This window comes from Embleya sp. NPDC020886, from assembly GCF_044333915.1.
Classification (GTDB): domain Bacteria; phylum Actinomycetota; class Actinomycetes; order Streptomycetales; family Streptomycetaceae; genus Embleya.
The window spans coordinates 730,791-756,914 of the sequence record NZ_JBIRRX010000004.1 but is presented as its reverse complement, the minus strand read 5'-3'; the positions used below and the strand labels follow the sequence as shown (position 1 = coordinate 756,914).

The window sequence follows — 26,124 nt, the reverse complement described above, 5'->3', positions numbered from 1 at the left end:
CCGGGCGGGCGTTCGCGGCCCTACCCGGCCGTGACGTCGTGCGCCGGCGCGAGGGTCGCCGCGATGGCCACCGCGCGCAGCACCGCCGCCGCCTTGTTGCGGCATTCGACGTCCTCGGCCTCGGGCGAGGAGTCGGCGACCACACCCGCGCCGGCCTGGACGTAGGCCACGCCGTCGCGGATCAACGCGGTGCGGATCGCGATCGCGGTGTCCAGGTCGCCGGCGAAGTCGACGTAGCCCACACAACCGCCGTACAGGCCGCGCCTGGTGGGCTCGAAGTTCTCGATGATCTCCATCGCGCGCGGCTTGGGCGCGCCCGACAGGGTGCCCGCCGGGAAGCACGCGGCGAACACGTCCAACGCGGTGCGCCCCGGGGCCAACTCGCCCACCACGGTGGACACGATGTGCATCACGTGGCTGTACCGCTCGACCGACATGAAGTCGATCACCTCGACCGTGCCCGGCGCGCAGACCCGACCCAGGTCGTTGCGGCCCAGGTCGACGAGCATCAGGTGTTCGGCGCGTTCCTTGGGGTCGGCGAGCAACTCCTCGGCCAGGTCGGCGTCCTCGGCCGGGGTGGCGCCGCGCGGGCGGGTGCCCGCGATCGGGTGCAACATCGCGCGCCCGTCCTCGACCTTGACCAGCGCCTCGGGGCTGGAGCCGACCACGTCGAAGCCGCCCTCGGCGCCGCCGTCCGGCCCCGGCAGCCGGAACAGGTACATGTACGGGCTGGGGTTGGTCGCCCGCAGGATCCGGTACACGTCCAACGCGCCGGCCTCGGTGGGCATCTCGAAGCGCTGGGACAGCACGATCTGGAACGCCTCGCCGGCCCGGATCTCCTCCTTGGCCGCCTCCACCGCCTTGCGATACGCGACCGAGCCCCACGGGCCGACCGCCTCGGCCACCGCGCCGCGCTCGAACGCCGCCGCGGCCAGGCCGGTCGGCCGGGCCAGGTCGGCGGTCATCGCGTCCAGGCGGGCCACCGCCGCGTGGTACGCCTCGTCGACCCCGGACTCGCGGTTGTCGTGGTTGATCGCGTTGGCGATCAACAACACGCTGCCGTCCACGTGGTCGAGCACCGCCAGGTCGGTGGCCAGGAACATCATCAGCTCGGGCACGTGCAGGTCGTCCACGGTCGACTCCGGCAACCGCTCCAGCCGGCGCACCACGTCGTAGCCGAGGTAGCCGACCATCCCGCCGGTCAGCGGCGGCAGTTCCAGGCCCGGGACGCCGTGCGGGGTGTGCAACGCGGCCACGGTGGCCCGCAGTACCTCCAGCGGATCGCCCTCCACCGGCACGCCCACCGGCGGGGTGCCCAGCCAGCGGGCCCGGCCGGCCGCCTCGGTGAGCACCGCCGCGCTGTGCACGCCCACGAACGAATAGCGCGACCACGAGCGGCCGTTCTCGGCGGATTCCAGCAGGAAGGTGCCGGGCCGCTCGGCGGCGAGCTTGCGGTACAGACCCACGGGGGTGTCGCCGTCGGCCAGGAAGCGCCGGGTGACGGGGATGACCCGCCGGTCGCGCGCGAGCGTCCGGAAGGTGTCGAGGTCGGGGGTGACGGTTCCGGTGGTCATGGCGTGCGCAATCTCCCGGGCGGCGAGGTCGGGCCGAGTCGGGTGCCCGCGGGCCCCGGGTCGGCGGCGGTCAGTCGGAGACGGGCAGGACGTCCGCGTCGAAGCAGGTGCGGTCGCCGGTGTGGCACGCGGCGCCGGTCTGCTCGACCCGCACGAGCACGGCGTCGCCGTCGCAGTCGAGCGCGACCGAGAGCACCTTCTGCACATGGCCGGAGGTGTCGCCCTTGACCCAGTATTCCTGCCGGCTGCGGCTCCAGTAGGTGCAGCGGCCGGTGGTCAGCGTGCGGTGCAGCGCCTCGTCGTCCATCCAGCCGACCATCAACACCTCGCCGGTGTCGCCGGCCTGGGCGACGGCGGCGATCAACCCGTCGGGGTCGCGCTTGAGACGCGCGGCGATGGTCGGGTCGAGGTCGGAGGGCCGCGCGGGCGGGTGGGTGGCACCGGTCATGCGCGCATTGTCGCAGACCGGTGCGGGCCCACCGCGGCGGTGTTCACAGGCCGGTACGGGCCGTACGCAGGGTGTCGATCGCGGCCTCGTCGCCCTCGATCCCGACCCGGGCCTGCTCCTTGCGGCCGAACAGGTACAGGAGCAGCTCGGCCGGGTGGCCGCTCAGCGTGACCACGGGCGTGCCCTTGTGCACGATCTGCGCCGGTTCCCCGGTCGCGGTGTCGGTGCGGCGCAGCGCCACGCCCACCGGGACCCCGCGCAGCGCCATCCGCGAGGCGCCCTTGGCGCGCTTCCACAGGATCTCGGTGAGTTCGGGGTCCAGTTCGCGCGGCTCGGCGCCGCCGGGCTGGGCCCGGCGCACGTCCTCCAGGTGGATGAAGTACTCCATCGTGTTGGCCGCCGCGTCCACGCCGGGGATGCCGAACACGGACAACCTCGGCGGGCCGTCCGCGACCAGCCGCACGCTCTGCTCGTACGGCTTGGCCGCCTGGCGCAGCCGGACCTTCTCGGTGTAGCCGGCGAGCGGCGCGAGCATGATGCCCGGCGCCGAGTCGGGGCGGTGCTCGCGGACCACCAGGTGGGCCGCGAGGTCGCGGGTGGTCCAGCCCGCGCACAGGGTCGGCGCGTCCGGGCCCAGCACGCGCAGCAGTTCGGCGAGTGCGGCGCGTTCGGTGCGAGCGTGGGAAGTGGGCATGTGCAGATCCTTTTGCCCGCACCGGGCGCGGTCAAGGGGACGGGCGGGTCAGGGCGAGGCCGCCACCGGAGCGGAGTCCTTGGGATGGTCGCTCTTCTGCTGGGCGCTGAGCCAGCGCAGCGCGTCCGGCAGCACCGCCTGCCAGGTCTTGAAGTTGTGTCCGCCGGTGGGCAGCAGCAGCGTGTCCACCTTCAGCGGCGGCTTGGCCAGCCGCTGGAACTCCTTGGTCTCGGGCAGGTTGGGCTCGCCGCTCTCGCTGCTGGTGAGCAGCAGGTTGACCGGCGGCATCGGCATGTTCTTCAGCCGCCACATCAGGTCGTTCTGGTTGCGGTACGCCTTGCTGCCGCCGTACAGGTCGCCGGTGTCGCCGTCCAGCGGCGCGCCGTAGTCGGCGGACAGCGCGACGCCCGCGCCGATCCGGTCCGAGTTGAGCATGGCCAGCTTGATCGAGCAGTAGCCGCCGGTGGAGTCGCCGAGCATGGCCCAGTTGCGGGCGCCGGGCGCGACCCGGTACGCCTGGTTGATCGCCTCGGGCAGGTCCTGGCTGAAGAACATGCCCACCTGCGGTCCGCCGGGTACGTCGGTGCACTCGGTGTCGCGGTCGGCGCCGACGCTCGGTTTCATCATCACGTAGATGGTCGGCTGGACCCGTCCCGCGGCTATCTCGTTCGCGGCGAACTTGGGCAGTTCCAGGCGGGTGACCAGGTTGCGCTCGTTGCCCGGGTAGCCGGTGAGCACGACCACGACCGGGAAGCGCCGGTCCTTGTACTGGGCCTGGAAGTACTGCGGCGGCAGGTAGACCAGCGCCGGGGTGCCCATCCCGCTGCGCCGGCCGGCCACGTCGATCCGCATGATCTGGCCCGCGGCCTGGGCGTTCTTGCCCTGCGGGACGTCTATCGTCTCGGTCCCGTTCTCCTTGACCAGCTTGGGCACGTCGCCGGGGCCGGCGGCGGTGCCGAAGTTCACCACGGGCTTGCCGGTGTGCCCGAGCAGGTCGTCCCAGGTCGTGTAGAAGACGAAGTAGCGGTTGCCGATCACCGCCACGGTGGCCATCAGCAGCACCTGCGTGCTCAACAGGATGCCGACCCGGCCCAGGATCGGCAGCACTGCCTGGCGGGACAACTTGGGCCAGAAGAACACGGCGGCGACGACCGCCGCGAACGCGACGACGCCGAGCAGGAGTATCAGTTTGAGGCTGGTGAGGCCCACAGCGGCGTCCTCGGTCTATGGATCATGGTCAGGGCATGCCCATAAGACGCGGCCGACCCGGGCTTTGGTTGCGTGGGTCGGGCCTGCGCCGGCAGGACCGGCGGGAGTGCCCGAAACAGGGTGACATGCGGGAAAGATCCGCTCCAAGCCGAGCCACGCGGCCGATCGGGGGCGAATTCGGGGGCCGGACGGGAATCGGGACCGTCCGAGGCGCCTTGTACTTTCATTGGACAACCATCCTGGGACAGCCCTGGGACAACCCTGTTGGCCGGCCCCGTGTTCGCGACGGCCGGATTCCCGTGAAAGTGAGCCCCGTGGCGGACAAGGTCGTGCTGCGACAAGGACTGCGCGTACTCGGCGTGGGGATCCGCGAGGAGCCCAGGATCTTCGCCGCCGCGGTGGGCGCGAGCGCGGTGTACGGCGTGATGACGGTCGGCTCGGCGCTGGTGCTCGGCCGGGTCACCGACGAGGTGATCATCCCGGCCTTCCGGGACGGGCACACCACGGCCGGCGCGCTGGTCGGCGCCTTCGCGGCGGTGTTCGGGATCGCGCTGCTCAAGGCGTTCGGGGTGATCGGCCGCCGGTTGTGGGCGGGCGTGATGCAGTACCGCCTCCAGGCCACCTACCGGCGTCGGGTGACCCGGCAATACCTGCGCCTGCCGCTCGCGTGGCACCATCGCCACCCGACCGGGACGCTGCTGTCCAACGCGAACGCCGACGTCGAGGCGGCCTGGAACCCGATCGCGCCGCTGCCGATGGCCACCGGCGTGGTGGTGATGTTGTTCGTCGCGGCGATCTCGATGGTGCTCACCGACTGGGCGCTGGCGCTGGTGGGCTTCGTGATCTTCCCGGCGATCGCCCTGCTCAACGTGGTCTACCAGCGCAAGCAGGGGCCGCTGGCGATGCGCGCGCAGGAGTTGCGCGCCGACGTCGCCGAGATCGCGCACGAGAGCTTCGACGGCGCGCTGGTGGTCAAGACACTGGGTCGCGAGACCGAGGAGACCACCCGCTTCGCCGCCGCCTCGCGCGAGTTGGCCGACGCGAACATCGCGGTGGGCCGGGTCCGGGCGCTGTTCGACCCGATGTTGGAGGCGCTGCCCAGCTTCGGTGTGCTGCTGGTTCTGGTGGTCGGCACGGTCCGGGTCTCGAACGGCGACCTGGCGCCCGGCGACCTGGTGCAGGTGGCCTACCTGTTCACCCTGTTGGCCTTCCCGGTGCGGGCGATCGGGTGGCTGCTGGGCGACATGCCGCGCTCGGTGGTGGGCTTCGACCGGGTCAAGGGGGTGCTGGAGGCCGAGGGCGAGCACGCCTACGGCACGATCGAGGGCGGCGACGCCTCGGCCGGTCCGGCCCGCCTGGAGGCCCGCGCGGTGCGCTTCGGCTACACCGACGGCACCGACGTGCTGCACGACGTGGCCTTCGACGTCGAACCCGGGCGCACCATCGCCGTGGTCGGCCCGACCGGCTCCGGCAAGTCCACGCTGGTGTCGCTGCTGGTGCGCCTGGTCGATCCGCTCGACGGCGGGGTGCTGCTGGACGGCACCGACCTGCGCGAGTATCGGCGCGGCGGGATCGCGGCCACCGCCGCGTTGGTCCCGCAACAGGCGTTCCTGTTCGACGACACCGTGCGCGACAACATCACCCTGGGCCTGGATCTGGACGACGCGGCGGTGCACGAGGCGCTGCGGATCGCCCAGGCCGACTTCGTGACCGCGCTGCCCGAGGGCCTGGACACCCGGGTGGGCGAGCGCGGGACCACGCTGTCCGGCGGGCAGCGCCAACGGATCGCGCTGGCCCGGGCGTTGGTGCGCCGGCCGCGCCTGCTGGTCCTGGACGACGCGACGTCGGCGGTGGACCCGCGGGTGGAGGCGGCCATCCTGCACGGGCTGCGCGACGCGGGGCCGGCGACGGTGGTCGTGGTCGCCTACCGCAAGGCCACCATCGCGCTCGCCGACGAGGTGGTCTACGTCGAGGGCGGCCGGGTGCTCGATCGCGGCCCCCATCACGAGTTGCTGGACCGCTCGGTGGGCTACCGCCGGTTGGTCAACGCCTACGAGCGGGCCGCGCGCGAGGGCGCGGACGAGGACATCGACGTCAGCGAGGCCGAGGAGGCCACGGCTTCATGAGTATCGCCACCGTCGTGCGCAAGGCACCCGAACCGGGCCCCGGGCCCGGTTCGCGAATAGGCGCCGATCCCGATTCCGACCGGCCCGCCGAGTCCGGCCTGAGCGTGCTGCGCCGCGGCCTGCGGATGACGCCGGAGTTCACCGAGGGCCTGATCGTCACGCTGCTGCTGGCCGTGGTCGGCACGGCCGGGCGCATCGTGGTGCCGCTGGCCGTGCAGCAGACCATCGACCGGGGGCTGCGCGCCGACGCCGGTCCCGACCTGACCGTGGTGCGCACGATGGCCGCGGTCGCGGCGCTCGCGGTGGTGGTCACCGCGGTGTCCGCCTACGCGATGAACGTGCGGTTGTACCGCACCAGCGAGCGCGGCCTGTCCACCCTGCGGGTGGCCGCCTTCCGACACATCCACGACCTGTCCACCCTGCACCAGCAGTCCGAGAAGCGCGGTTCGCTGGTCTCGCGGGTGACCGGCGACGTGGACACGATCAGCCGGTTCATCCAGTTCGGCGGGCTGCTGCTGATCGTCAGCGTCGGGCAGATCGCGCTGGTGACGGTGCTGATGTTCGTCTACTCGTGGCAGCTCACGCTGTTGGTGTGGGTGTGCTTCGCGCCGCTGTACTTCTTCATGCGGGCGGTGCAGAAGCGGATCGCCGCGGCCTACTCGCACGTTCGGGTGGCCATGGGTCGCATGCTCGGCGCCATCGCGGAGCCGGTCGTGGGCGCCGCGATCGTGCGTGCGCACGGCATCGAGGAGCGCACCGCGCATCGCATCGACGAGTCGGTGAACGCGCATCGGGACGCGCAGAGCCGTGCCCAGTTGTTCGTCGCGCTGACCTTCCCGATGGGCGAGTTCGTGGTCGGCCTGGCCAACGGGCTGGTGGTCGTGGTGGGTGTGTGGCTGGGCATCGACGGGCAGCTCAGCGTCGGCGAACTGGTCGCCTTCCTGTTCCTGGTCACGCTGTTCGTGGGGCCGGTGCAGATGGGCGTGGAGATCCTCAACGAGGCGCAGAACGCGCTCGCCGGCTGGCGCCGGGTCCTGGAAGTGCTGGACGCGGAGCCGGACATCGCCGATCCGGGCGAGGCGGGCGAGGTGCTCGCGCGCGGGCCGGTCGAGGTGGCGTTCGAGCACGTCTCGTACGGCTATCCGGGTGGGCCGCGGATCCTGCACGACGTGGACGTGCGGCTCGCGCCGCGGACCCGGGTCGCGGTGGTCGGCGAGACCGGCTCGGGCAAGACCACGTTCGCCAAGCTGCTGACCCGGCTGGTGGACCCGGACGAGGGTCGGGTGCTGCTGGACGGCGTCGAACTGCCCCGGGTGCGCTTCTCGTCGCTGCGCGCGCGGGTGGTGATGGTGCCGCAGGAGGGCTTCCTGTTCGACGCCACGCTGCGCGAGAACGTGCGGTACGGCCGACCGGACGCGGACGACGCGGCGATTCGCACCGCGTTCGTCGACCTCGGGTTGGCGGACTGGCTGGGCGGGCTGGCCGCGGGCCTGGACACTCCCGTGGGCCAGCGCGGCGAGTCGTTGTCGGCGGGTGAGCGGCAGTTGGTCGCGCTGGTGCGGGCCTACATCGCCGACCCGGACCTGCTGGTCCTGGACGAGGCGACGTCGGCCGTCGACCCGGCCACCGAGGTGCGGATCGGGCGGGCCCTGGACGGGCTGACCCGGGGCCGCACCGCGGTGTTCATCGCGCACCGGATGTCCACCGCCGAATCGGCCGACGAGGTGCTGGTGTTCGACGCCGGCAAGCTCGTCGAACGCGGCCCGCACGCGCGCCTGGTCGGGGCCGGCGGGATCTATACCCGGCTGCACGCGTCGTGGACGGCCCAGCAGAAGACGGCGCCGCACCCGCGCTGACCCGGGTGCGGCGGCCGGCTCGTGGTCGAACGCCGGACGGGCTGCCTCGAACAGCCCGTCCGGCGTCGACCCCGCTCCCGGCGTTCGCGGGCGACGCCCTGTCCGGGTGCGGGCGTCCGCGCTATTTCAGCGGTGCCGTCAGCTTCTTGGTCTCGTCCGTGTAGGACACCAGGCACTGCACCTCGCGGTCACCGCTGCCCCAGCCGGATTCCTTGGGATAGATGTACAACCAGGTCAACAGATCGGCCTGTGGTTGGCGGGCGATCACCGGCTCGGCGATCGGCTTGCACACCCCGGACGCCTTGGTGTCCATCTCCGCGTCGCCGGGCCAGGTGCCGTCCGGCAGTGCGACGTTCTTGATGTGCTGGCCGTCGTGCGGGCTCGTGCAGGCGACCTTGTTCACGTCCGTGCTGCCCGTGGCGAACGAGATGCAGTCGCCCGGGCTGAGCGGGACCTTCTTGACCGCGACGCTGCCGTTGGAGTTGGTCGCCGCGGGAGTGACCGGGGCGTCCGTGCTCGGCGGCTCGCTCGTCGGCGGCTCGGGCTCGTCGGTGGTCGGTTCCGGGTCGGTGGTCGGCGGTGCGCTGGTGCGCTCGGGCGTGGTGCTCGCCGGACCGGCCCGGTCGCCCTTCTTGTCGTCCCCGCCCAGGCTCACCACCAGGGCGATCACGCCGCCGGCGATGGCCAGGGCGACGACCACCACGATCGCGACCACCCGCCCGTTGCCCCGGCCGCCGCCGGGCGGACCGCCGGGGCCGCCCGGACCGTAGGGAGGGCCGCCGCCGTAGGGGGGACCGCCGCCGTAGGGAGGGCCGCCCCCTCCGTACGGCGGGCCCCCGCCGTAGGGCGGACCGCCGATCGTCGGGCCGTCGTAGGGCGGCGGCGGGTTCGCCGGGGGCGGGCCCGCGGGGCCGCCGGGGCCGCCCGGATAGCCACCCGCGCCGCCGCCGTACCCTCCCCCGCCGTAGCCGCCGCCTTGATTGCCGCCGGGATATCCGCCGGGAGTGCTCATCAGGTCGGTCCCTCCCCCCACGGGCCGAACGCCCGGGTCAGCGCAGTGGCTTGGTGAGTGTCTGCCCCGACTTGTACTTCACGATGCAGGTCACCTTGCGGCGGCCGATGTCCCACCCGGGCTGCTTGGGGTAGGTGTAGGTGAAGGTGAACTGCGACGCGTCGGACCGGCCGCCGACCGCCGTGTTCATCGCCGGGGTGCACTTGGTCTCGGTCTGCTCGGTGATCGAGGCTTCACCCGGGTAGGTGCTGCCGCTCAGCTCGTAGGTCATGACGACCTCGCCGTTGTGCGTGGTGGTGCAGGACTTCTTGTCGATGGTGCCCGAGACGGTGTCCAGGGTGACGCAGTCGCCCTTGGACAGGTCCACGTACTGGACCTCGGAGGGCAGGTCCGGGTTCGCCGTACCGGCCGAGGTGGTGCGCGGCGTGGTCGGCCGGGTGGTGGTCGGCCGCGACGTGGGCGGCGCGCTCGCGCTGTTCGTCGGCGCGGAACTGGGCGAGCCACTCACGCTGTTCGTGGGCGAGGCGGTCTTGTCCTTCTTGTCGTCGCCGCCCAGCACCACCACCAGCGTGGCGATGATGCCGCCGACCACGACGATCGCGGCGATCACCACGGCGATCAGCGGGCCCTTGCCGGAGCCGCCCTGGTTGGGCCCCGGCGGCATGCCGCCGCCGTAGCCTCCGCCGCCGTAGTTGCCGGGGTACTGCGGCCCGCCGCCGGCCCCCGGGTATTGCGGGGAGCCACCGTACGGGTTCTGCGGCGGCGGGTACTGGCCGCCGCCCTGCGGGTATTGCTGACCGCCCTGCGGGTACTGCTGCCCCGGGTACGGCTGATTGCTCGGATAACCCTGGCCTGGCTGCTGCCCGTAGCCGGGGTAGCCACCCTGTCCGGGTGATGGCGGCGTCGTCATGTGCCTAGCCTGCCCGATCGGGTGAACCCCGCGCTCGACCGGGCCCGACTCCTTGACTGCGAGTCAGATGATCGTTGTGGGACCGGAATCCTTCCGTGACCCGATTTCACTTCGACGACGGGTGCGGCCGGGCCCGAAACGGTCGGGTCACCACGGTCACGAGCACCCCCGCGAGCATCGCACCGCCGCCGCCGGCGAACACCACCGGGGCGCCGTGGGCCGAGGCGACGAAGCCGCCGACGGGATACAGCAGCGGGATCAGGCCGACCCCGGTCAACATCTGGATCGCGGTCACCCGGCCCAGCGCGCCGGGCGCGCAGATGCTCTGCACCAGGGCGTTCCCGCAACCGCCGACCACACCGGTGGCGATGCCCAGCACCGCAGCGGCGGCCACCGCGATCCCGATCCCGGGCGCGTAGCCCAGGCCGACCAGGCCGGTCGCCATCACCAGCATGCCCACCGGCAACACCAGCCCCGGGCGCGGCACTCGGCCCACGATCGTCAGCGCCAGCGCGCCGATCGCCGCGCCGATCCCCCACGCGCCCAGCACCAGGCCCATCCCGCCCGGCCCCCAACCGGTGTCGTCGGCGAGCAGCACGATGCCGATGTTCATCGGGATGGCGAAGCCCGCCTCCATCAGCGCGGTGATCACCAGGAGCGGGCGCAACACCGGATGCCGGGCCACGTAGCGCAGCCCCGCCCGCAGCCCCAACTCCGGCTCCTCGGTGCCGGCTTCGGCCTCCGGCGCGGCCCCCGGGCGAAGCCGCCACAACAAGACGAGGGAGAGCCCGAACAAGGCCGCGTCGAGCAGGAAGGCGGTCTCGGCATCGCCCCACGCCAACACCGCGCCGCCGATCGGCGCGGACACCACGGTGGCCACCCGCTGGGACAACGAGCGCATCCCCTGCACCCGGACCAGTTGGGTGCGCGTGGTCAGCCGCACCGGCAACGCGCCGACGGCGGGCATGAACAAGGCGTCCACCGCGCCGAACACCAGCGCGATCGCCACCAGGAGCCAGACGGCCGGGCTGCTCGCCCACACCGCGAACGCGGCCACCAGCATCACCACACAGCGCACCAGGTCGCTGCCGATCACCACCCGGCGCGGCCCCACCCGGTCCGCGATCGCGCCGCCGGGCAACATCAGCAGCGCCCGCGGCAGCGACCCGGCGGCCAGCACCAGGCCGGTCTGGGTGGCGTCGCCGCTGCGCACCGCGGTCCAGGACAGCGCCAGGAACCAGATCTGATCACCGATCAGGGACGCGGTGTAGGCGCCGAGCCAGGCCAGTACGCGCGGGTCGCGATGAGCGAGCCGCCCGGGCCCGGCGGCGGTGCTCGTGATGGCCATGGACGTCCCCGTTCGGTGTGTGCGGTGTGTGCGGTCGCGGCGCGCGGGAGCTGCCGAGCGGCGGCGGGTGCTTCAGAGGCGGAACGGGAAGCCGCGGTAGTAGACCTCCACGTGCTCGGCGCCGGGCGTCTCCCGACCCCGGTAGCCGTCCACGAGCGCCTCGACGGCGCCCGCCAGTTCGCGCAGTTCGGCGGCGGTCAGCCGGAGCGTGGGCGCACCGCTGAAGGCGGCGCCCGCCCACTCCGCGCCCCACGACTGCATCTCGTCCAGGAAGTGCCGGTAACGGTCCTCGGATTGCGAACCCAGCACCCGCACGATGCTCGCGGAGAGATCCCGACCGACCCGGTCCTCGGCGAAGTCGCCGAGCGAGAAGGTGAGGTCCTCGACCACCTTCCACCAGCGCTCGCGCCCGTCCCGGGCGTGCTCGGGGTCCTCGACCACGAAGCCGTGTCCGGCCAGCGTGCGCACGTGGTAGCTGACCAGCGCCGGGGTCTCCTCGACCCGCTTGGCCAGCATCGACGCGGTGGCCGGACCGCCGGCGTGCAATATCCGCAGCAGGGTGATCCGCAGCGGGTGGGTGAACACCTTGAGGGTCTGTACGTCCTTGATCATCCGGCGTGCCGGCTGCTCGCTCATGACCCCACCATAGATCCGAAAATGTTCTTTCGCAATAAGTCTTTCGCAAAAATTCCTTCGTATCCGCCCACGAAAAAGCCGGCCACACCTGCGGCCGGCTTCCTCGAAATGTTCGCGTGCTCAGCGGATCGGCTGCCCCGCCGCCCGCAACACGTCCTTGACCTGGGGAATCCGCAACATGCCGAAGTGGAACACGCTGGCCGCGAGCACCGCGTCCGCGCCTGCCCGCACCGCCGGCGCGAAGTGCTCCAACGCACCCGCGCCACCGGAGGCGATCACCGGGATGCCCACCTCGGCCCGGACCAGTCGGATCAGCTCCAGGTCGTAGCCGTCCTTGGTACCGTCCGCGTCCATCGAGTTGAGCAGGATCTCGCCCGCGCCCAACCCGGCCGCCCGGGCGGCCCACTCGACCGCGTCGATGCCGGTGCCGGTGCGCCCGCCGTGCGTGGTCACCTCGAAGCCCGGCGTGCCGTCCCGGCGGCGCCGCGCGTCCACCGAGAGCACCAGCACCTGCGAACCGAACCGGTCCGCGATCTCGGCGATCAGCTCCGGCCGACCGATGGCCGCGGTGTTCACGCCCACCTTGTCCGCGCCCGCGCGCAGCAGCTTGTCCACGTCCTCGACCGCACGCACGCCGCCGCCGACGGTGAGCGGGATGAACACCTGCTCGGCGGTGCGCCGCACCACGTCGTAGGTGGTCTCCCGGTTGCCCGAGGACGCGGTGATGTCGAGGAAGACCAGTTCGTCCGCACCCTCGGCGTCGTACACCCGGGCCATCTCGACCGGGTCGCCCGCGTCCCGCAGGTTCTGGAAGTTGACGCCCTTGACCACCCGGCCGGCGTCCACGTCCAGGCACGGGATCACCCGTACGGCCAGCGTCACGAGGCCCTCCCCCGGTACGCGTCCACCTCGACCTCGACCAGCATCCGCGAGTCGATCAGCCCGGCCACCACGACCATGGTCGCGGCGGGCGGGGTCTCGGCGAACAACTCGCCGTGCGCGCGGCCCACGTCGTCCGCGTCGCGGGCGTGCGTGATGAACATCCGGGTGCGCACCACGTCCGCCGGGCCCAGCCCGAAGTGCGCCAGCGCGTCCAACGCGATCCGAAACGCCGCGAGCGTCTGGTGGTGCGGGTCGCCCTCGTGCGCGAGGTTGCCCTCCACGATCGCGGTGCAGCCCGACACGTGCACGTATTCGCCGACCGCGACGGCACGGGAGTAGCCGAAGGACTCCTCCCACCGCCCGCCGGACGAATATCGCTCGATACTGCCCGAGTTGTCGCTTCCCGTCACCGGGACACCGCCTCCAACGCCTCTTCGAGGGTGAACGCCTGGGCGTACAGCGCCTTGCCGACGATCGAGCCTTCCACACCCAGCGGCACCAGTTCGGCGATGGCCCGCAGATCCGCCAGCGAGGAGACCCCGCCCGAGGCCACCACCGGGCGGTCCGTGGCCGCGCACACGTCCTTGAGCAGCTGCAGGTTCGGGCCGGTCAGGGTGCCGTCCTTGTTCACGTCGGTGACCACGTAGCGGGCGCAGCCGTCCGCGTCCAGGCGGGCCAGCGTCTCGAACAGCTCGCCGCCCTCGCGGGTCCAGCCGCGCCCGGCCAGCGTGGTGCCGCGCACGTCCAGGCCGACCGCGATCCGGTCCCCGTGCCGGGCGATCGCCGAGCGCACCCAGTCCGGCGTCTCCAGCGCGGCGGTGCCCAGGTTGACCCGCCGGCAGCCGGTGGACAGCGCCGTCTCCAGGGACGCGTCGTCGCGGATGCCGCCGGACAGCTCGACCTTGACGTCGAGCCGGCCGACCACGTCGGCGAGCAGTTCGCGGTTGCTGCCCTTGCCGAACGCGGCGTCCAGGTCGACCAGGTGGATCCACTCGGCGCCGGCGCTCTGCCAGGCCAGCGCGGCGGCCAACGGGTCGCCGTAGGAGGTCTCCGACCCGGCCTCGCCCTTGACCAGGCGGACGGCCTGGCCGTCGGCGACGTCGACGGCGGGCAGCAGTTCGAGGCGGTGGGTCTGGGTCATGACGGTTCGGATCCTCAACAGTTCGTACGGGACACGACAGGAGACAGCGAAACTGCGGGTCTGCGGGACTACAGGGTCGCGAGCCAATTGCGCAGCAACTGGGCACCGGCCTCGCCGGACTTCTCCGGATGGAACTGGGTGGCGCTGAGCGCGCCGTTCTCGACCGCGGCCACGAACGGCGTGCCGTGCGTGGTCCAGGTGACGTCCGGCGGGATGTGCGGGCCGTCCTGGACCACCGGCATCTCCCACGTGCGCACCGCGTAGGAGTGCACGAAGTAGTACCGCGTATCGGCGTCGGCACCCCGGAACAACACACTGTCCGCGGGCGCCTCGACGGTGTTCCAGCCCATGTGCGGCACCACCGGCGCGACCAGCCGCTCGACCGTGCCGGGCCACTGCGCGCAGCCCTCGGTGGCCACGCCGTGCTCGACGCCGCGCGCGAACAGGATCTGCATGCCGACACAGATGCCCAGCACCGGCCGGCCGCCGGCGAGCCGCTTGTCCACGATGGTGTCGCCGCGGACCGCCTTGAGGCCCTCCATGCACGCGGCGAACGCGCCGACGCCGGGCACCAGGAGTCCGTCGGCGTTCAGCGCGGCCTTGTGGTCGGCGCTGATCTCGACGTCGGCGCCGGCGTGCGCGAGCGCCCGCTCGGCCGAACGCACGTTCCCGAAGCCGTAGTCGAGGACGATGACCTTCTTGGGCACGTGCCTATCCGATCTTCAGGACGCCGGCCGCGATCGAGAAGAACGCGCCGATGGCGAGCAGGGCGATCACACTCTTGGGCAGTCCCTGCTTGACGAACGAGATGCACCCGCCGACCAGGAACAGTCCGAACACGATCAGAACCATCGCCCCGGTGCTCACAGCGCGCCCTTCGTGGAGGGGATCACGCCGGCCCGGCGCGGGTCGAGCACACACGCGTCGGACAACGCCCGGGCCAACGCCTTGAACTGGGCCTCGACGATGTGGTGCGCGTTGCGCCCGTAGGGCACGTGCACGTGCAGGCAGATCTGCGCCTGGGCGACGAACGACTCCAGGATGTGCCGGGTCAGCGTGGTGTCGTAGTCCGGACCGATCATCGGCGCGATGTTCTCCGGTTCGGAGTGCACCAGGTACGGCCGGCCCGACAGGTCCACGGTGACCTGCGCGAGCGCCTCGTCCAGCGGCACGGACGCGTCGGCGAACCGGCGGATGCCCTTCTTGTCGCCGAGCGCCTGGCGAAACGCGGCGCCGAGCGCGAGCGCGGTGTCCTCGATCGTGTGGTGCGCGTCGATGTGCAGGTCGCCGCGGGTCTTGACGGTCAGGTCGAACAGGCCGTGCTTGCCGAGCTGGTCGAGCATGTGGTCGAAGAAGCCGACGCCGGTCGCGACGTCGACCTTCCCCGAGCCGTCCAGGTCGATCTCGACCTCGACGGAGGTTTCCTTCGTGGCGCGTTCGACGCGACCGGTTCTTGCCATGACGGTGATTCCGACTTTCTCTCAGTCCTTCGGACGCGCGCTCTTGAGCACGTGCCGCATCGCGTCCAGGAAGGCCGTGTTCTCGGCGTCCGTGCCGGCGGTCACGCGCAGCATGCCGGGGACCCCGTTGTCGCGGACCAGGACCCCGTGTTCGAGGATCGCGGCCCAGATCGCGTGCGGGTCCTCGAACCGGCCGAACTGGACGAAGTTGGCGTCCGAGTCGGTCACCTCGCAGCCCAGCGCGCGCAGTTCGGCGACCAGCCGGTCGCGCTGCTCCTTGAGCTCGCGGACGTAGCCGAGCAGGGTGTCCTCGAACTCCAGGCAGGCCAGCGCGGTGGCCTGGTTGACCGCCGAGAGGTGGTACGGCAGGCGCACCAGTTGCACCGCGTCCACCACGGCCGCGTCCGCCGCCAGGTAGCCCAGGCGCAGCCCGGCCGCGCCGAACGCCTTGGACATCGTGCGCGTCACCACCAGGTGCGGCCGGCCGGCGAGCAGCGGCAGCAGCGAGTCGGTGTGCGCGAACTCGACGTATGCCTCGTCCACCACCACGATCGAGGGCCGGGCGGCCTGCGCGGCGTCGTAGACCCGCTCCACCACCTCGCGGGCCAGCGCGGTGCCGGTCGGGTTGTTCGGCGAGCACAGGAACACCACGTGGGGCCGGTGCTCGGCGATCCGGGCCAGCGCCTCGTCCAAGTCGATCCGGTAGTCCGCGTCCCGGGTGCCGGAGATCCACTCGGTGTTGGTGCCGCGCGCGATCAGCGCGTGCATCGAGTAGGACGGGTCGAAGCCCAGCGCGCTGCGCCCGGGCCCGCCGAACGCCTGCAGGAGCTGCTGGATCACCTCGTTGGAGCCGTTGGCCGCCCACACCTGGTGCAGGCCCAGCGGGTGGCCGCCGGTCCGGGACAGGTAGGCGGCCAGCGCGGTGCGCAGTTCGACCACGTCGCGGTCCGGGTAGCGGTTCAGCTCGCGGGCTGCGACGGCGACCCGCTCGGCGATCCGGGCCACCAGGGCGTCCGGGAGCGGATACGGGTTCTCGTTCGTGTTCAACCGGACCGGGACGGCCAACTGCGGTGCGCCGTAGGGCGACTGGCCGCGCAGTTCGTCCCGGATCGGCAGCTCGGCCAGGCCGGTCATCGGTTCTCCTCCCAGGCCGCGAGACCGGCCAGCTCGCCGGTCGCGAACCGGGCCCGCACCGCTTCGCCGTGCGCGGGCAGGTCCTCCGCGTCGGCGAGCACGCTCACGTGCTCGGCGACCTCGGCCAGCGCCGCGCGCGAGTAGTCCACGACGTGGATGCCGCGCAGGAAGGACTGCACCGACAGCCCCGAGGAGTGGCACGCGCAACCGCCGGTGGGCAGCACGTGGTTGGACCCGGCGCAGTAGTCGCCGAGCGAGACCGGCGCGAACGCGCCGACGAAGATCGCGCCCGCGTTGTGCACGCGCGCGGCGACCCCGGCCGCGTCCGCGGTCTGGATCTCCAGGTGTTCGGCGCCGTAGGCGTCCACCACCAGCAGGCCGTCGGGCACCGAGTCGACCAGCACGATGCCGGACTGCCGGCCGGCCAGCGCCTCGGTGACCCGCTCGCGGTGCCGGGTGGCGTCCACCCGGGTCTTGAGCTCCTCGACCACCGCGTCGGCCAGCGACTCGGAGTCGGTGACCAGGATCGACGCGGCCAGCGTGTCGTGCTCGGCCTGGCTGATCAGGTCGGCCGCGATGTGCCCGGCGTCCGCGGTGTCGTCGGCGAGCACGGCGATCTCGGTGGGGCCGGCCTCGGCGTCGATGCCGATCCGGCCCTTGAGCAGCCGCTTGGCGGCGGCGACGTAGATGTTGCCGGGGCCGGTGACCAGGCGCACCGGCGCACACGAGCCCGCGCCATAGGCGAACATCGCGACCGCCTGGGCGCCGCCGACCGCGTACACCTCGTCCACCCCGAGCAGCGCGCACGCGGCCAGGATGGTCGGGTGCGGCAGCCCGCCGAAGTCGGCCTGCGGGGGTGAGGCGACCGCCATCGAGGCGACCCCGGCCTCCTGCGCGGGGACCACGTTCATGATCACCGACGAGGGGTAGACGGCGTTGCCGCCCGGTACGTACAGCCCCACCCGCTCGACCGGGACCCACCGCTCGGTGACCGTGCCGCCGGGCACGACCTGCACGGTGACGTCGCGCCGGCGCTGCTCGCGGTGCACGAGGCGGGCCCGGCGGATGGACTCCTCCAGGGCCGCGCGCACCTTGGGCGCGAGCGTGTCCAGGGCCTCGGCGATCGCCTCGGCGGGCACCCGGATGTCGGTCAGTCGTACCCCGTCGAAGCGCTCGGTGATCTCGATCAGCGCCTCGACGCCGCGATGACGCACGTCCTCGCAGATCGGGCGCACCTTCTCCAGGGCCACCTCGACGTCGAGTTCGGCTCGGGGCAACACGTCGCGCAGTGCGGCGGGGCTGTCCAGGACAGCCCGCGAGGCGGGACCGCGCAGGTCGATACGGGAGATCACCTGCCCCAGTGTAGAGACGGCCGGCGGGACACCGTCCTTGCGTGTCGGACAGTGAGACACGCGATCATGGGCGGGACGCAGCGGCCTTCCAGTGTCGGGGGAGCACGGATGAGCACACCGCCGGGGCATCTGAGCGCCACCGAGATCCGCGTGTGGCAGGCGTACCGCAGGGGTGAACGGCTGGATCTGAGCACGGGCGTGCCGGCGGACGACGATCCGCGGCTGGGCGCCGGCTGGGGGCCCGACCGCACGATCCGGGCCCAGGTGCTCGCGCAGGTGCTGCTCCAGCCGCCCGAGGCCGAACCCGGGCACAGCACCGCGCTGCGGATCACCGGTGCCCGGGTCGTGGGCCCGCTGGAGTTGGGGAGCGCGCGGCTGGACGTGTACCTGTCGATGATCGGTTGCCGCTTCGAGGACGAGATCCTGCTGAACGTGGCCTCGATCCGGACCGTCAACCTGCGCGGCTGCGTGCTCACCGCGCTGCACGGCCGCAACATGCGGGTGGACGGCGACCTGGTGCTGCACGGTTGCGAGGTGGCGAACGGGGTGCGGATCCCGGACGCGCGGATAGACAACGACCTGCGGTTGGACGACTGCGTGATCGGGCCGGACCGGCACGGCGGCGCGCTGCACGCCAAGGGCCTCCAGGTCGGCGCGGACTCGTCGCTGGACAACACCGTCTTCGCCGGGCAGGTGACGCTGTACGGCGGCCGTTTCGGTGGACGGGTGACGCTGTACGGCTCGACGGTGGAGCGCCCGGGGCAGTTGGCGATGGACCTCGGCCGGATCACCGTCGAGCACTCGCTGCACCTGAGCGTGGGATTCACCGCGACCGGCTCGATCCGGCTGAACGACGCGCGCCTGGGTGGCGGTCTCGTGCTCAGTCGGGCGGTGGTGTGCGCGAATCCGGGCGAGCAGCTCACCATGTGGCGGGTGGTCGCGGAGGGCCTGCACATGGCGTTGGCCCGTCCCCCGCGCGGGCGGATCGTGTTGGCGGGCGCGACCATCGGCACGCTGACCGACGCGCCGGACACCTGGCCCGCGCCCGGCGATCTGGTGCTCGCCGGCACCCGGTACACGACGCTGCGCTCCGAGGGACCGATCACCGTGGACCGGCGAATCGACTGGGTCGAGCGCGGGACCGCGGAGTACACCCCGCAGCCGTACGACCAACTCGCCGGCGCCTATCGCGCGGCGGGCGAGGACGATCAGGCGCGCACCGTGCTGCTGGCCAAGCAGCGCCGCCGGCGCGCCGGACTGGGCCCGGCCGGTCGATTGTGGGGCCACGTGCAGGATCTGGCGATCGGCTACGGCTACCGCCCGGCACGGGCGTTCGGCTGGTTGGTCGCGCTGATCGCGGTCGGCACGGCGGTGTTCGCGGTCGACCCGCCCGCGCCGCTGAAGCCCGGCGAGGCACCGCACTGGAACCCGTTCTGGTACACCCTGGACCTTCTCCTGCCGGTGGTCACCCTCGGTCAGGACAGTGCCTGGAAGCCGACCGGCGCCGGCCAATGGCTCGCCTACACCCTGATCCTGCTCGGCTGGGTGCTCGCGGGCGCCGCCGCGGCGGGAGCGGGCCGGGTGCTCAATCGCGCGTGAGCCGCGGGCAATGATCGACGCGCTCCGACGGTCAGGGCCTACTCTTGGTCACCGTGACCGACCGGCTTCCGCTCTTCCCGCTCAACTCGGTGCTCTACCCGGGTCTGGTGCTGCCCCTGCACATCTTCGAGGAGCGGTACCGCGCACTGGTCCGGGACCTGGAGGTGCTGCCCCAGGCGGAGCAGCGCTTCGGCGTGGTGGCGCTGCGCACCGGGCGCGAGGTGGGCGACATCCAGGGCGATCCGCTGGAGATCCTGCACCCGGTGGGCTGTACCGCCGAGATCGCCACGATCAAGACGCACGAGGACGGGCGCTACGACCTGGTGGCCACCGGGGCGACCCGGTTCCGGCTGCTGTCGGTCGACGATTCGGGTCCCTACCTGTACGCCGAGGTGGAATACCTGGAGGACCCGGTCGGCGAGCGGGCCGACGTGCTCGGTCTGGCCGCCACCCGGGCGTTCGCCGAGTATCAGCGCCGGTTGCTCTCGGCCCAGCAGCGCACCCCGATGAGCCTGCCCGAGTTGCCCGACGATCCGGTGGTGCTGTCCTACCTGGTGGCCGCCGCGGTGGTGCTGGACCCGCACGACAAGCAACGCCTGCTGGAGGCCGAGGACGCGACCGTCCGGCTGACCGCGGAGGTCGAGCTGCTGCGCCGCGAGGCGGCCCTCCTGGACCACCTGCCGTCGCTGCCCGCCGTCGAGCTGTTGCGACAGAGCATCGAACCCAACTGACCGGCGATCGAGGGCGCGAGATGGCGAAGAGCAGCAAGGGCAGCAAGGGCGGGCAGGGCACCCCGGCGACCGTCGCACTCACCCGCGAAGGGTTCGAGTTCACCGTGCACGCGTACACCCACGCCCCGGACGCGGCCTCGTACGGCGAGGAGGCCGTCGCGGCGCTCGGGGTCCCGGCCGAGCGGGTCTTCAAGACCCTGCTGGCGGACGTGGACGGCACCCTCACCGTCGCGGTCGTCCCGGTCGCGGGCAGACTCGACCTGAAGGCCCTGGCGGCGGCGGTCGGCGGCAAACGCGCGGCGATGGCCGACCCCGCCGCGGCCGAACGAGCCACCGGCTACGTCCTGGGCGGCATCAGCCCGCTCGGCCAAAAACGCCGGCACCCCACGGTGGTGGACGAATCCGCCCTGACCCACCCCACGATCTACATCTCGGCCGGGCGCCGCGGCCTCGAAATCGAGCTCCCGCCGACCACGCTCACCCACCTGACCCAGGCCGGCACCGCCTCCATCGCCCGCGCCTGACCCCGGCCGCCCCGCGCCCCCGGCAGCGGTCTCACCGCTCCTCGGGCCCCCGCTTCGTCAGATCGACCGGTGTCGAAGGCAGGGCCGACGAACCGGCCGGGGGCGAATCCGCCGGCGGCGCCCCCGCCTCGGGCGACCCCGCCTGCAACGGCCCCGACCGCGCCCACGGAAACGCCTCCCCCGGTCCCCATCCCTGCGGCCCCGCCGCCGGCTCCCGGTCCGGCGGGGCGAATCCGGCGGACAGGCCGAGGAAGATCACCATCGACGCGATCGGCCACAGCAGCAGCACGCCCTTGGCCTTGAGCTCCAGCGGCTGATCGAACCGCTTGCCCAGCCCGATCCGACGGACCTGCTCGATGATCCCGTCCGGCCCCAACTGCACGCCGACCCGGAACGCCAGGTACGACCCGGCCAGCCCGCCGACGGTGAGCGCGAGCGCGGTCGCCACCCCCTGCCGCCGAAAGCGCCAGAACGCGGGCGGCGCCAGCACGATGCCGGCGACCACACCGCACACCGCGAACCACCCGTCCAGCGCGATCGAGGTCTCGGTCTCGGGCGAGGTCTGGAAGACCCCCTCCTTGGTCGCGAGCAGCGGTACGCGCGGCGTCACCTGCTCCCAGATCAGCCCCACGATCGCACCCACGACCAGGCACGCCGCGACCACGACCGCGAAGGCCAGCACGTCGGCGCGGTAGCGCTGCCACAGCGTGGGAGGCGCATCGGGCCCGGGCGCGAAGCCCACGTGCGCGCCCTCGGGCGAGGGGTAGGGGTCGAAATCCCCGGCAGACGTCATCTGGTCAGCGTCCCATGTGCGAATCGAGCCGGCGGCGTGACCCCGCACGGCAGGGTGAGTCGAGGCGAGGCGAAGCCGAGGACGAAGACAACGGCGAGGACGGGAACGAAGCCGACGACATCGACTAGGCCCGGGTGCTGCGCCGGAAGGACCACGTGGCCAACGAGAGCATCACCACGCCGACCCCCGCGCAGACCGCGAGGTTGGCCCCCACCGCCGCCCAGTCCGGATCGCCGTAGCTCGCGATGAACGCGTCCACCCCGTACGAGGACGGCAACAGGTCCCGGGCCAGCACGATCAACTCGGGCATCCGGTCCTGTGGCAGCACGCCCAGCAACAGCGCGGCCGACATGCCCAGTTGGCCCAGCAGCGTGGCCAATTCGGGCCGCGGCGCCAGCAGCCCGAGGACCGCCCCGATGCCCGCCAGGGCCGCGCCGGACAGCGGCACGACCAGGAGCAGCACCCACAGGTTGGCCAACGGCAGTTGGAACATCAGCGCGCCGATCACGGCGGTCGCGACCGTGCCCGGCAGCGTGAACGACGCGTATGCCGCGGCGATGCCCAGCACCACCGCGGCCGGACGCACCGGCAGCGTCAGGTAGTAGTCGAGCGCGTTGGCCGCGCGCAGGTTGCCGAAGTGCTGCGCGAGCAGGTTGAGCGCGACGAAGGCGACCACGAGCACGGCGGAGCCGGCCACCACCGCCTCGCGCGCGCTGTCGCTGCCGGTGTCCACCACGCCGCGCATCAGGATCATGATTCCGACCGACTGGAACACCGCGACGAACAGCAGCGGGACCCGGGAGACCCGCACCCGGGAGAGCTGCGCGCGGTACACGGTCAGCAGCCCGGCGCCGAGCGACGTGGCCGGCGCGGGTACCACCGGCGCGGCCGGCCGCGCCGGCGCGGTCTCGATGCTCGCTGCACTCACTGGGGTCGACACCCTCATCCCTTGACCAGTCCCTGATGACGCCCGCCGAGCGCGAGGTAGACGTCCTCCAGGCTCGGCGTGGACAGCGTGAAGTCGTCGAGCGCCTCGAACGCGGGCCCCGAGGTGACGCCGGCGAGCAGTTCGCGGGCCACCCCCGGCTCCATCCGGGTGCTCCAGCGCCGGCCGGTGCGCACCGCGGTCTGCGCGAGCATGCTCACCGCCGGGTCGTCCATCGGCGGGTCGGCCCGCCAGACCAGGTCGAGGCGGACCTCGTCGCCGACCATGGCCTTGAGTCCACCGGGCGTGTCGCACGCGATCACCCGGCCCTCGTCGAGCACGGCGACCCGGTCCAGCACGGTCTCCGCCTCGATCACGTTGTGCGTCACCAGCAGCACGGTGGCGCCCTGTTCGGCCCGGCGGCGATCCACCGCGGCCCACACCGCGCGACGCGCGACCGGGTCCATGCCGGTGGTCGGCTCGTCCAGGACCAGCACCGGGCGGGCGCCGACCAGCGCGGTGGCCACGCAGGCGAGGCGGCGCTGGCCGCCGGAGAGCTTCTTCAGCGGCCGGTCCGCGATCGTGCCCAGTTCGAGTTCGTCCAGCACCGCGTCCCGCTCGGCCCGGGCCCGGGCGGCGTCCAGGGCGCGCAGCCGGGCGGTGGTCTCGATCGCCAGCGCGACGGTCAACTCGTCCAGCGCGCCGGACTCCTGCCCGAGGTAGGCGACCAGGCGGGCGGCGATCTCCGGCCGGCGCACCAGGTCGTGGCCGAGCAGGTCGATGCTGCCGGTGTCCGGCCGGAGCAGGCCGGTGAGTTGCCGGACCAGGGTGGACTTGCCCGCGCCGTTGGGGCCGAGCAGGCCGAAGATCTCGCCGCGACGCACGTCCAGGTCGATCGCGTCGTTCGCGGTCACCACGTGCCGGTCCCGCCGGCGCCCGGTGCGGTACGTCCTGGTCAGTCCGCGCACCGTGAAACACGGATCGGCCGACATGGGCTCGCCGGGGATGGTCACGCTCCGCTCGTCCGTTCCGGGCAGCTTGTACATCCGACCCCGCGCGTCGTCCTGAAGGTGGTGGAGACGGCGTGCGACCCGCACCTCGCGCCGAGTGGTCCGCCGGCCGAGTGGGGTGACACACAGTCGGGACGACTCTACGCGGTCGCGTCGCCCACCCGGCCGCCCGCCTCCTCGGCGAGCAGGACCCGGGCCCGCTGCCACTGTTCGCGCGGGATCACCGCACGCCAGTCGATCGCCGCGAACGCGGCCTCGCGCGCCGGGTCCAACCGTCGCGTCGCCCGGGCTGCGGCGAGCCTGAGCAGCGCGAGCGGCCGGGTGGGCAGGCCCACCCGGGCGGTCTCCCGCTTGAGGTTGGGCCACCACACGGTGGCCGCGTCGGTCATCTCGTTCTCCGCCGCGCCCAGCCGGTGGAAGGCGGCGAGCCGGCCGATCGCGCGGGCGATCACCCACTGCACGAGCGCGGCAAGGCCGAACAGCACGAGCAGCGCGATGCCCGCCGGCGGGAACAGGAACAGCAGCGGCACCCCCGCCACGAGCAGCGGGTACTTGAGCAGGAACAGGAACTCCAACCGGCCCAGCACCACCTTGCCCACCAGATAGCGCACCAGCAGGGCCGCCTGGCGCGGGGTCAACCGGGTGTCCACGTCCGGGTCGAAGGCGGTCGCGCCGCTGCCGGCGGAACGTTCCGCCGCCGCCCGGGAGGCGCTGCGAAACCGTTGGCCGCGGCGCACCGCGCCGAATCCGACCTTGCCGATCCTGGTCCATTTGGACATCGCGCGTCCTCCGTACGGTCCGCCGCCTGACCCGCACGTTAGCGCCCCGCGCGGGCTGCGGGGCACGGCCGGCGCGAACCGCACGCGTGGGTGGGCTCGGCTTGCTCGGGTACGGTACGGGTTTGACCACAAGCCCCCTAGGAGGCTCTCGACGTGGACGTGTGGCACATACTTCGCCCGCTGATCGTGCTCGTCTCGGTGATCGCCTTCACGGGTCTGGTGACCTGGGGAATGGCTCGCCTGGCCCGCGAAGTACAGACCCGCAAGCCGCTGACAGGACCCCTCTGGTCGATGATGCGGCGTGGCCGCGCCTCGATCGTGACGACGCTCGGCACCTCGGTCCTGCTGCTCGCGGAACCCGCCGCCGGCCTGCCCGAACGCAGTCGCGGGATGATCCGGCACATCCTGGTGCTCTCGGTGATCGCCGCGTGCGCGTGGCTGATCGTGCACGCGGTCACGCTGCTGGTGAACACCTCGTTCGAGCGCTACGCCGCGAACGCGACCGACACCGGCCGGGTACGCCGGATACAGACCCAGATCGCACTGATCCGACGCACCGCGGTGGCGATCGTCGGCATCATCACCTTCGCCGCGATGATCATGACCTTCCCGGGCATGAAGACCATCGGCACCAGTCTGTTGGCCTCCGCCGGTCTGCTCGGCGTGGTGGCCGGTCTGGCCGCGCAGAGCGCGCTGGCCAACCTGTTCGCGGGACTGCAGATCGCCTTCAGCGACATGGTCCGGATCGGCGACTCGGTCGTGGTCAACCAGGAGATGGGCACGATCGAGGAGATCACCCTGACCTACCTGGTGGTGAACACGTGGGACCAGCGTCGGATCGTGATGCCGGTCTCGTACTTCACCTCCCGACCGTTCGAGAACTGGTCGCGCACCGACATCCGGATGACCGGCACCGTCTTCCTGCACCTGGACCACTCCGCGCCGGTCGCCGAGCTGCGCGAGGAACTGCACCGCATCCTCAAGGACACCGGCCTGTGGGACGGCCAGGGCTGGAGCCTGTACGTCACCGACACCACCCCGACCACGATCCTGGTCCGCGCCGTGGTGACCGCGCGCGACTCCGACGACCTGTGGACGCTGCGCTGCGAGGTGCGCGAGAAGCTGCTCGACTACCTGCGCTGCGAACATCCGTACGCGCTGCCCCGGATCGCCACCGCGCCCGCTCCCCTGGGCAACGAGGCGGTCGGCCCGTACAGCGGCAACGGGCGCTTCGCCAAGGCCCAGCCGGTCGCCCAGGTGCCCGCGCAGACCGGCCCGCGCCGGTACGTGGACCTGGCCAAGAAGCCTCAGTCGTTGGCCGCCGCGGCGGCCGCGGCCGAGTCGATCTCGCTGAGGAAGTCCGAGGCGATCGCCCAGGCCCGCGAGGCGGCCTCGCGGTCGTAGTCCGGCAGGTCCGGGTCGGTGAACACGTGGCCGGCGCCGCGGTAGCGGTGGATCTCCACATCCGCCCCCGCCCGGCGCATGGCCAGGTACCAGGTGCCGAGCCAGTCCTCGGTCTCGAACGGGTCCGGCTCGGCCACGTGCAACTGCACCGGCACCTCGGTCGCGGCGTCCTCGCGCAGGTCCGAGGTGCCGTGGAACATCAGCAGCCCGGCCGCCGCGGGGTCCGCGAACACGGCGTTCTGGGCGATCGAGGCGCCGAGCGAGAAGCCCGCGTAGACCAGACCCGGACCGAGCCCGGCGGCGACCCGCACGGCCCGCCGGATCAGCTCGTCCGCGCCGATCTCGTCCTTGATCTCCATGCCCACCTCGATCGACTCGGTCACGCGCCCGTCGTACAGGTCGGGCACGGTCACCTCGTGCCCGTCCGCGCGCAGCCGCTCGGCGGCGGCGTGCACGGCGGGCCGCAACCCGTAGGCGGAGTGGAACAGCACGATGCGGGCCACGTGGGGGTCCTTCCGAGGACGGGAGCGACAGGGGTCGAAGGATCGGACAAAGGATCAACCGTATCGCCCGCCGC

The 26,124-nt window shown here is 72.4% G+C and carries 27 protein-coding genes; 6 read left to right on the top strand and 21 right to left on the bottom strand.

Annotated features, from left to right (window positions below):
• Positions 1-20 precede the first annotated feature (20 nt).
• The 4 genes from ACH4U8_RS18345 to ACH4U8_RS18330 form a co-directional block, all read right to left on the bottom strand.
• Complete coding sequence (locus tag ACH4U8_RS18345) at positions 21-1,574, bottom strand: anthranilate synthase component I (protein WP_360305135.1); 1,554 nt, start codon at positions 1,572-1,574, stop codon at positions 21-23.
• 70 nt (positions 1,575-1,644) lie between these two features.
• Positions 1,645-2,022 carry a phosphoribosyl-AMP cyclohydrolase gene (gene hisI / locus ACH4U8_RS18340; RefSeq protein ID WP_355537328.1) on the bottom strand — a complete coding sequence of 126 codons (378 nt, stop codon included), beginning with the start codon at positions 2,020-2,022 and terminating at the stop codon, positions 1,645-1,647.
• Between the two features lie 43 nt (positions 2,023-2,065).
• Positions 2,066-2,716 (bottom strand): TIGR03085 family metal-binding protein, encoded by a 651-nt coding sequence (locus tag ACH4U8_RS18335; protein ID WP_360305133.1) that lies wholly within the window; start codon positions 2,714-2,716, stop codon positions 2,066-2,068.
• Between the two features lie 48 nt (positions 2,717-2,764).
• The gene (locus ACH4U8_RS18330; RefSeq protein ID WP_360305131.1) at positions 2,765-3,925 is read right to left on the bottom strand and encodes an alpha/beta hydrolase-fold protein; all 1,161 of its coding nucleotides are present in this window, start codon (positions 3,923-3,925) and stop codon (positions 2,765-2,767) included.
• A 314-nt stretch (positions 3,926-4,239) separates the two neighbouring features.
• Between ACH4U8_RS18330 and ACH4U8_RS18325 the strand changes: the two genes are divergently transcribed.
• Together ACH4U8_RS18325 and ACH4U8_RS18320 are read left to right on the top strand one after the other, a co-directional pair.
• Positions 4,240-6,051, top strand: a complete 1,812-nt coding sequence (locus ACH4U8_RS18325; protein WP_395778761.1) for an ABC transporter ATP-binding protein — start codon at positions 4,240-4,242, stop codon at positions 6,049-6,051.
• Entirely contained in the window at positions 6,048-7,907 is a 1,860-nt protein-coding gene (locus ACH4U8_RS18320) for an ABC transporter ATP-binding protein (protein ID WP_360305127.1), read from the top strand. The genes ACH4U8_RS18325 and ACH4U8_RS18320 overlap by 4 nt, the downstream gene beginning before the upstream one ends.
• Positions 7,908-8,028: 121 nt before the next feature.
• Here ACH4U8_RS18320 and ACH4U8_RS18315 read toward each other — a convergent pair whose 3' ends face one another.
• The 12 genes from ACH4U8_RS18315 to hisD all read right to left on the bottom strand — a co-directional run bounded on the left by ACH4U8_RS18315 (position 8,029) and on the right by hisD (position 17,782).
• Entirely contained in the window at positions 8,029-8,919 is an 891-nt protein-coding gene (locus ACH4U8_RS18315) for a septum formation family protein (protein WP_395778759.1), read from the bottom strand.
• A 37-nt stretch (positions 8,920-8,956) separates the two neighbouring features.
• Entirely contained in the window at positions 8,957-9,829 is an 873-nt protein-coding gene (locus ACH4U8_RS18310; protein ID WP_395778757.1) for a septum formation family protein, read from the bottom strand.
• Positions 9,830-9,935: 106 nt separating this feature from the next.
• Positions 9,936-11,177: an MFS transporter gene (locus ACH4U8_RS18305; RefSeq protein WP_395778756.1), complete on the bottom strand. Its 1,242-nt coding sequence runs from the start codon at positions 11,175-11,177 to the stop codon at positions 9,936-9,938.
• A gap of 72 nt (positions 11,178-11,249) precedes the next feature.
• On the bottom strand, positions 11,250-11,813 hold the full coding sequence (locus ACH4U8_RS18300) for a helix-turn-helix domain-containing protein (protein WP_360305119.1): 564 nt from the start codon (positions 11,811-11,813) through the stop codon (positions 11,250-11,252).
• A 120-nt stretch (positions 11,814-11,933) separates the two neighbouring features.
• On the bottom strand, positions 11,934-12,695 hold the full coding sequence (gene hisF / locus ACH4U8_RS18295) for an imidazole glycerol phosphate synthase subunit HisF (protein ID WP_360305117.1): 762 nt from the start codon (positions 12,693-12,695) through the stop codon (positions 11,934-11,936).
• Positions 12,692-13,105, bottom strand: a complete 414-nt coding sequence (locus tag ACH4U8_RS18290) for a RidA family protein (RefSeq protein ID WP_360305115.1) — start codon at positions 13,103-13,105, stop codon at positions 12,692-12,694. Before ACH4U8_RS18290 ends, hisF begins: the two co-directional genes overlap by 4 nt.
• On the bottom strand, positions 13,102-13,836 hold the full coding sequence (priA, locus tag ACH4U8_RS18285; protein WP_360305113.1) for a bifunctional 1-(5-phosphoribosyl)-5-((5-phosphoribosylamino)methylideneamino)imidazole-4-carboxamide isomerase/phosphoribosylanthranilate isomerase PriA: 735 nt from the start codon (positions 13,834-13,836) through the stop codon (positions 13,102-13,104). The genes ACH4U8_RS18290 and priA overlap by 4 nt, the downstream gene beginning before the upstream one ends.
• Positions 13,837-13,904: 68 nt before the next feature.
• Positions 13,905-14,543: an imidazole glycerol phosphate synthase subunit HisH gene (gene hisH / locus ACH4U8_RS18280; protein ID WP_360305111.1), complete on the bottom strand. Its 639-nt coding sequence runs from the start codon at positions 14,541-14,543 to the stop codon at positions 13,905-13,907.
• 4 nt (positions 14,544-14,547) lie between these two features.
• Positions 14,548-14,688 (bottom strand): hypothetical protein, encoded by a 141-nt coding sequence (locus tag ACH4U8_RS18275; RefSeq protein WP_360305109.1) that lies wholly within the window; start codon positions 14,686-14,688, stop codon positions 14,548-14,550.
• Between the two features lie 11 nt (positions 14,689-14,699).
• A complete protein-coding gene (gene hisB, locus ACH4U8_RS18270; protein ID WP_360305107.1) occupies positions 14,700-15,296 on the bottom strand; it encodes an imidazoleglycerol-phosphate dehydratase HisB in 597 nt (198 codons plus the stop codon).
• A gap of 21 nt (positions 15,297-15,317) precedes the next feature.
• Entirely contained in the window at positions 15,318-16,430 is a 1,113-nt protein-coding gene (locus ACH4U8_RS18265; protein WP_395778754.1) for a histidinol-phosphate transaminase, read from the bottom strand.
• Positions 16,427-17,782 (bottom strand): histidinol dehydrogenase, encoded by a 1,356-nt coding sequence (gene hisD, locus ACH4U8_RS18260; protein ID WP_395778752.1) that lies wholly within the window; start codon positions 17,780-17,782, stop codon positions 16,427-16,429. The genes ACH4U8_RS18265 and hisD overlap by 4 nt, the downstream gene beginning before the upstream one ends.
• 108 nt (positions 17,783-17,890) lie before the next feature.
• Here hisD and ACH4U8_RS18255 point away from each other — a divergent pair, with 108 nt between their 5' ends.
• From ACH4U8_RS18255 to ybaK, 3 genes are read left to right on the top strand one after another with little or no spacing between them, the layout of a single operon-like run.
• On the top strand, positions 17,891-19,381 hold the full coding sequence (locus ACH4U8_RS18255; protein ID WP_395778750.1) for an oxidoreductase: 1,491 nt from the start codon (positions 17,891-17,893) through the stop codon (positions 19,379-19,381).
• 44 nt (positions 19,382-19,425) lie between these two features.
• Complete coding sequence (locus ACH4U8_RS18250) at positions 19,426-20,112, top strand: LON peptidase substrate-binding domain-containing protein (protein WP_360305099.1); 687 nt, start codon at positions 19,426-19,428, stop codon at positions 20,110-20,112.
• A gap of 20 nt (positions 20,113-20,132) precedes the next feature.
• Positions 20,133-20,636 (top strand): Cys-tRNA(Pro) deacylase, encoded by a 504-nt coding sequence (gene ybaK / locus ACH4U8_RS18245; protein ID WP_395778748.1) that lies wholly within the window; start codon positions 20,133-20,135, stop codon positions 20,634-20,636.
• A gap of 31 nt (positions 20,637-20,667) precedes the next feature.
• Here ybaK and ACH4U8_RS18240 read toward each other — a convergent pair whose 3' ends face one another.
• The 4 genes from ACH4U8_RS18240 to ACH4U8_RS18225 all read right to left on the bottom strand — a co-directional run bounded on the left by ACH4U8_RS18240 (position 20,668) and on the right by ACH4U8_RS18225 (position 24,143).
• Positions 20,668-21,429, bottom strand: a complete 762-nt coding sequence (locus ACH4U8_RS18240; protein ID WP_360305095.1) for a DUF2567 domain-containing protein — start codon at positions 21,427-21,429, stop codon at positions 20,668-20,670.
• Positions 21,430-21,553: 124 nt separating this feature from the next.
• Positions 21,554-22,357, bottom strand: coding sequence for an ABC transporter permease (locus ACH4U8_RS18235; protein WP_360305093.1), 804 nt, complete (start codon positions 22,355-22,357; stop codon positions 21,554-21,556).
• Between the two features lie 14 nt (positions 22,358-22,371).
• A complete protein-coding gene (locus ACH4U8_RS18230; protein WP_379989750.1) occupies positions 22,372-23,346 on the bottom strand; it encodes an ABC transporter ATP-binding protein in 975 nt (324 codons plus the stop codon).
• 158 nt (positions 23,347-23,504) lie between these two features.
• Positions 23,505-24,143: a hypothetical protein gene (locus ACH4U8_RS18225; RefSeq protein ID WP_360305089.1), complete on the bottom strand. Its 639-nt coding sequence runs from the start codon at positions 24,141-24,143 to the stop codon at positions 23,505-23,507.
• 153 nt (positions 24,144-24,296) lie between these two features.
• On the opposite strand from ACH4U8_RS18225, the gene ACH4U8_RS18220 reads away from it, so the two are divergent.
• A complete protein-coding gene (locus tag ACH4U8_RS18220) occupies positions 24,297-25,547 on the top strand; it encodes a mechanosensitive ion channel family protein (protein ID WP_360305087.1) in 1,251 nt (416 codons plus the stop codon).
• Here ACH4U8_RS18220 and ACH4U8_RS18215 read toward each other — a convergent pair.
• Positions 25,451-26,050: a dienelactone hydrolase family protein gene (locus tag ACH4U8_RS18215; protein WP_395778746.1), complete on the bottom strand. Its 600-nt coding sequence runs from the start codon at positions 26,048-26,050 to the stop codon at positions 25,451-25,453. The two genes, ACH4U8_RS18220 and ACH4U8_RS18215, sit on opposite strands and share 97 nt — an antisense overlap.
• Positions 26,051-26,124: the final 74 nt, after the last annotated feature.

What these genes read in the sequence shown, in the direction of transcription:
- ACH4U8_RS18345 (WP_360305135.1), bottom strand. Translation starts at nt 1,574, where the DNA reads ATGACCACCGGAACCGTCACCCCCGACCTCGACACCTTCCGGACGCTC.
- hisI (WP_355537328.1), bottom strand. Translation starts at nt 2,022, where the DNA reads ATGACCGGTGCCACCCACCCGCCCGCGCGGCCCTCCGACCTCGACCCG.
- ACH4U8_RS18335 (WP_360305133.1), bottom strand. Translation starts at nt 2,716, where the DNA reads ATGCCCACTTCCCACGCTCGCACCGAACGCGCCGCACTCGCCGAACTG.
- ACH4U8_RS18320 (WP_360305127.1), top strand. Translation starts at nt 6,048, where the DNA reads ATGAGTATCGCCACCGTCGTGCGCAAGGCACCCGAACCGGGCCCCGGG.
- ACH4U8_RS18315 (WP_395778759.1), bottom strand. Translation starts at nt 8,919, where the DNA reads ATGAGCACTCCCGGCGGATATCCCGGCGGCAATCAAGGCGGCGGCTAC.
- ACH4U8_RS18310 (WP_395778757.1), bottom strand. Translation starts at nt 9,829, where the DNA reads ATGACGACGCCGCCATCACCCGGACAGGGTGGCTACCCCGGCTACGGG.
- ACH4U8_RS18305 (WP_395778756.1), bottom strand. Translation starts at nt 11,177, where the DNA reads ATGGCCATCACGAGCACCGCCGCCGGGCCCGGGCGGCTCGCTCATCGC.
- ACH4U8_RS18300 (WP_360305119.1), bottom strand. Translation starts at nt 11,813, where the DNA reads ATGAGCGAGCAGCCGGCACGCCGGATGATCAAGGACGTACAGACCCTC.
- priA (WP_360305113.1), bottom strand. Translation starts at nt 13,836, where the DNA reads ATGACCCAGACCCACCGCCTCGAACTGCTGCCCGCCGTCGACGTCGCC.
- ACH4U8_RS18275 (WP_360305109.1), bottom strand. Translation starts at nt 14,688, where the DNA reads ATGGTTCTGATCGTGTTCGGACTGTTCCTGGTCGGCGGGTGCATCTCG.
- hisB (WP_360305107.1), bottom strand. Translation starts at nt 15,296, where the DNA reads ATGGCAAGAACCGGTCGCGTCGAACGCGCCACGAAGGAAACCTCCGTC.
- ACH4U8_RS18265 (WP_395778754.1), bottom strand. Translation starts at nt 16,430, where the DNA reads ATGACCGGCCTGGCCGAGCTGCCGATCCGGGACGAACTGCGCGGCCAG.
- ACH4U8_RS18255 (WP_395778750.1), top strand. Translation starts at nt 17,891, where the DNA reads ATGAGCACACCGCCGGGGCATCTGAGCGCCACCGAGATCCGCGTGTGG.
- ybaK (WP_395778748.1), top strand. Translation starts at nt 20,133, where the DNA reads ATGGCGAAGAGCAGCAAGGGCAGCAAGGGCGGGCAGGGCACCCCGGCG.
- ACH4U8_RS18240 (WP_360305095.1), bottom strand. Translation starts at nt 21,429, where the DNA reads ATGACGTCTGCCGGGGATTTCGACCCCTACCCCTCGCCCGAGGGCGCG.
- ACH4U8_RS18230 (WP_379989750.1), bottom strand. Translation starts at nt 23,346, where the DNA reads ATGTCGGCCGATCCGTGTTTCACGGTGCGCGGACTGACCAGGACGTAC.
- ACH4U8_RS18225 (WP_360305089.1), bottom strand. Translation starts at nt 24,143, where the DNA reads ATGTCCAAATGGACCAGGATCGGCAAGGTCGGATTCGGCGCGGTGCGC.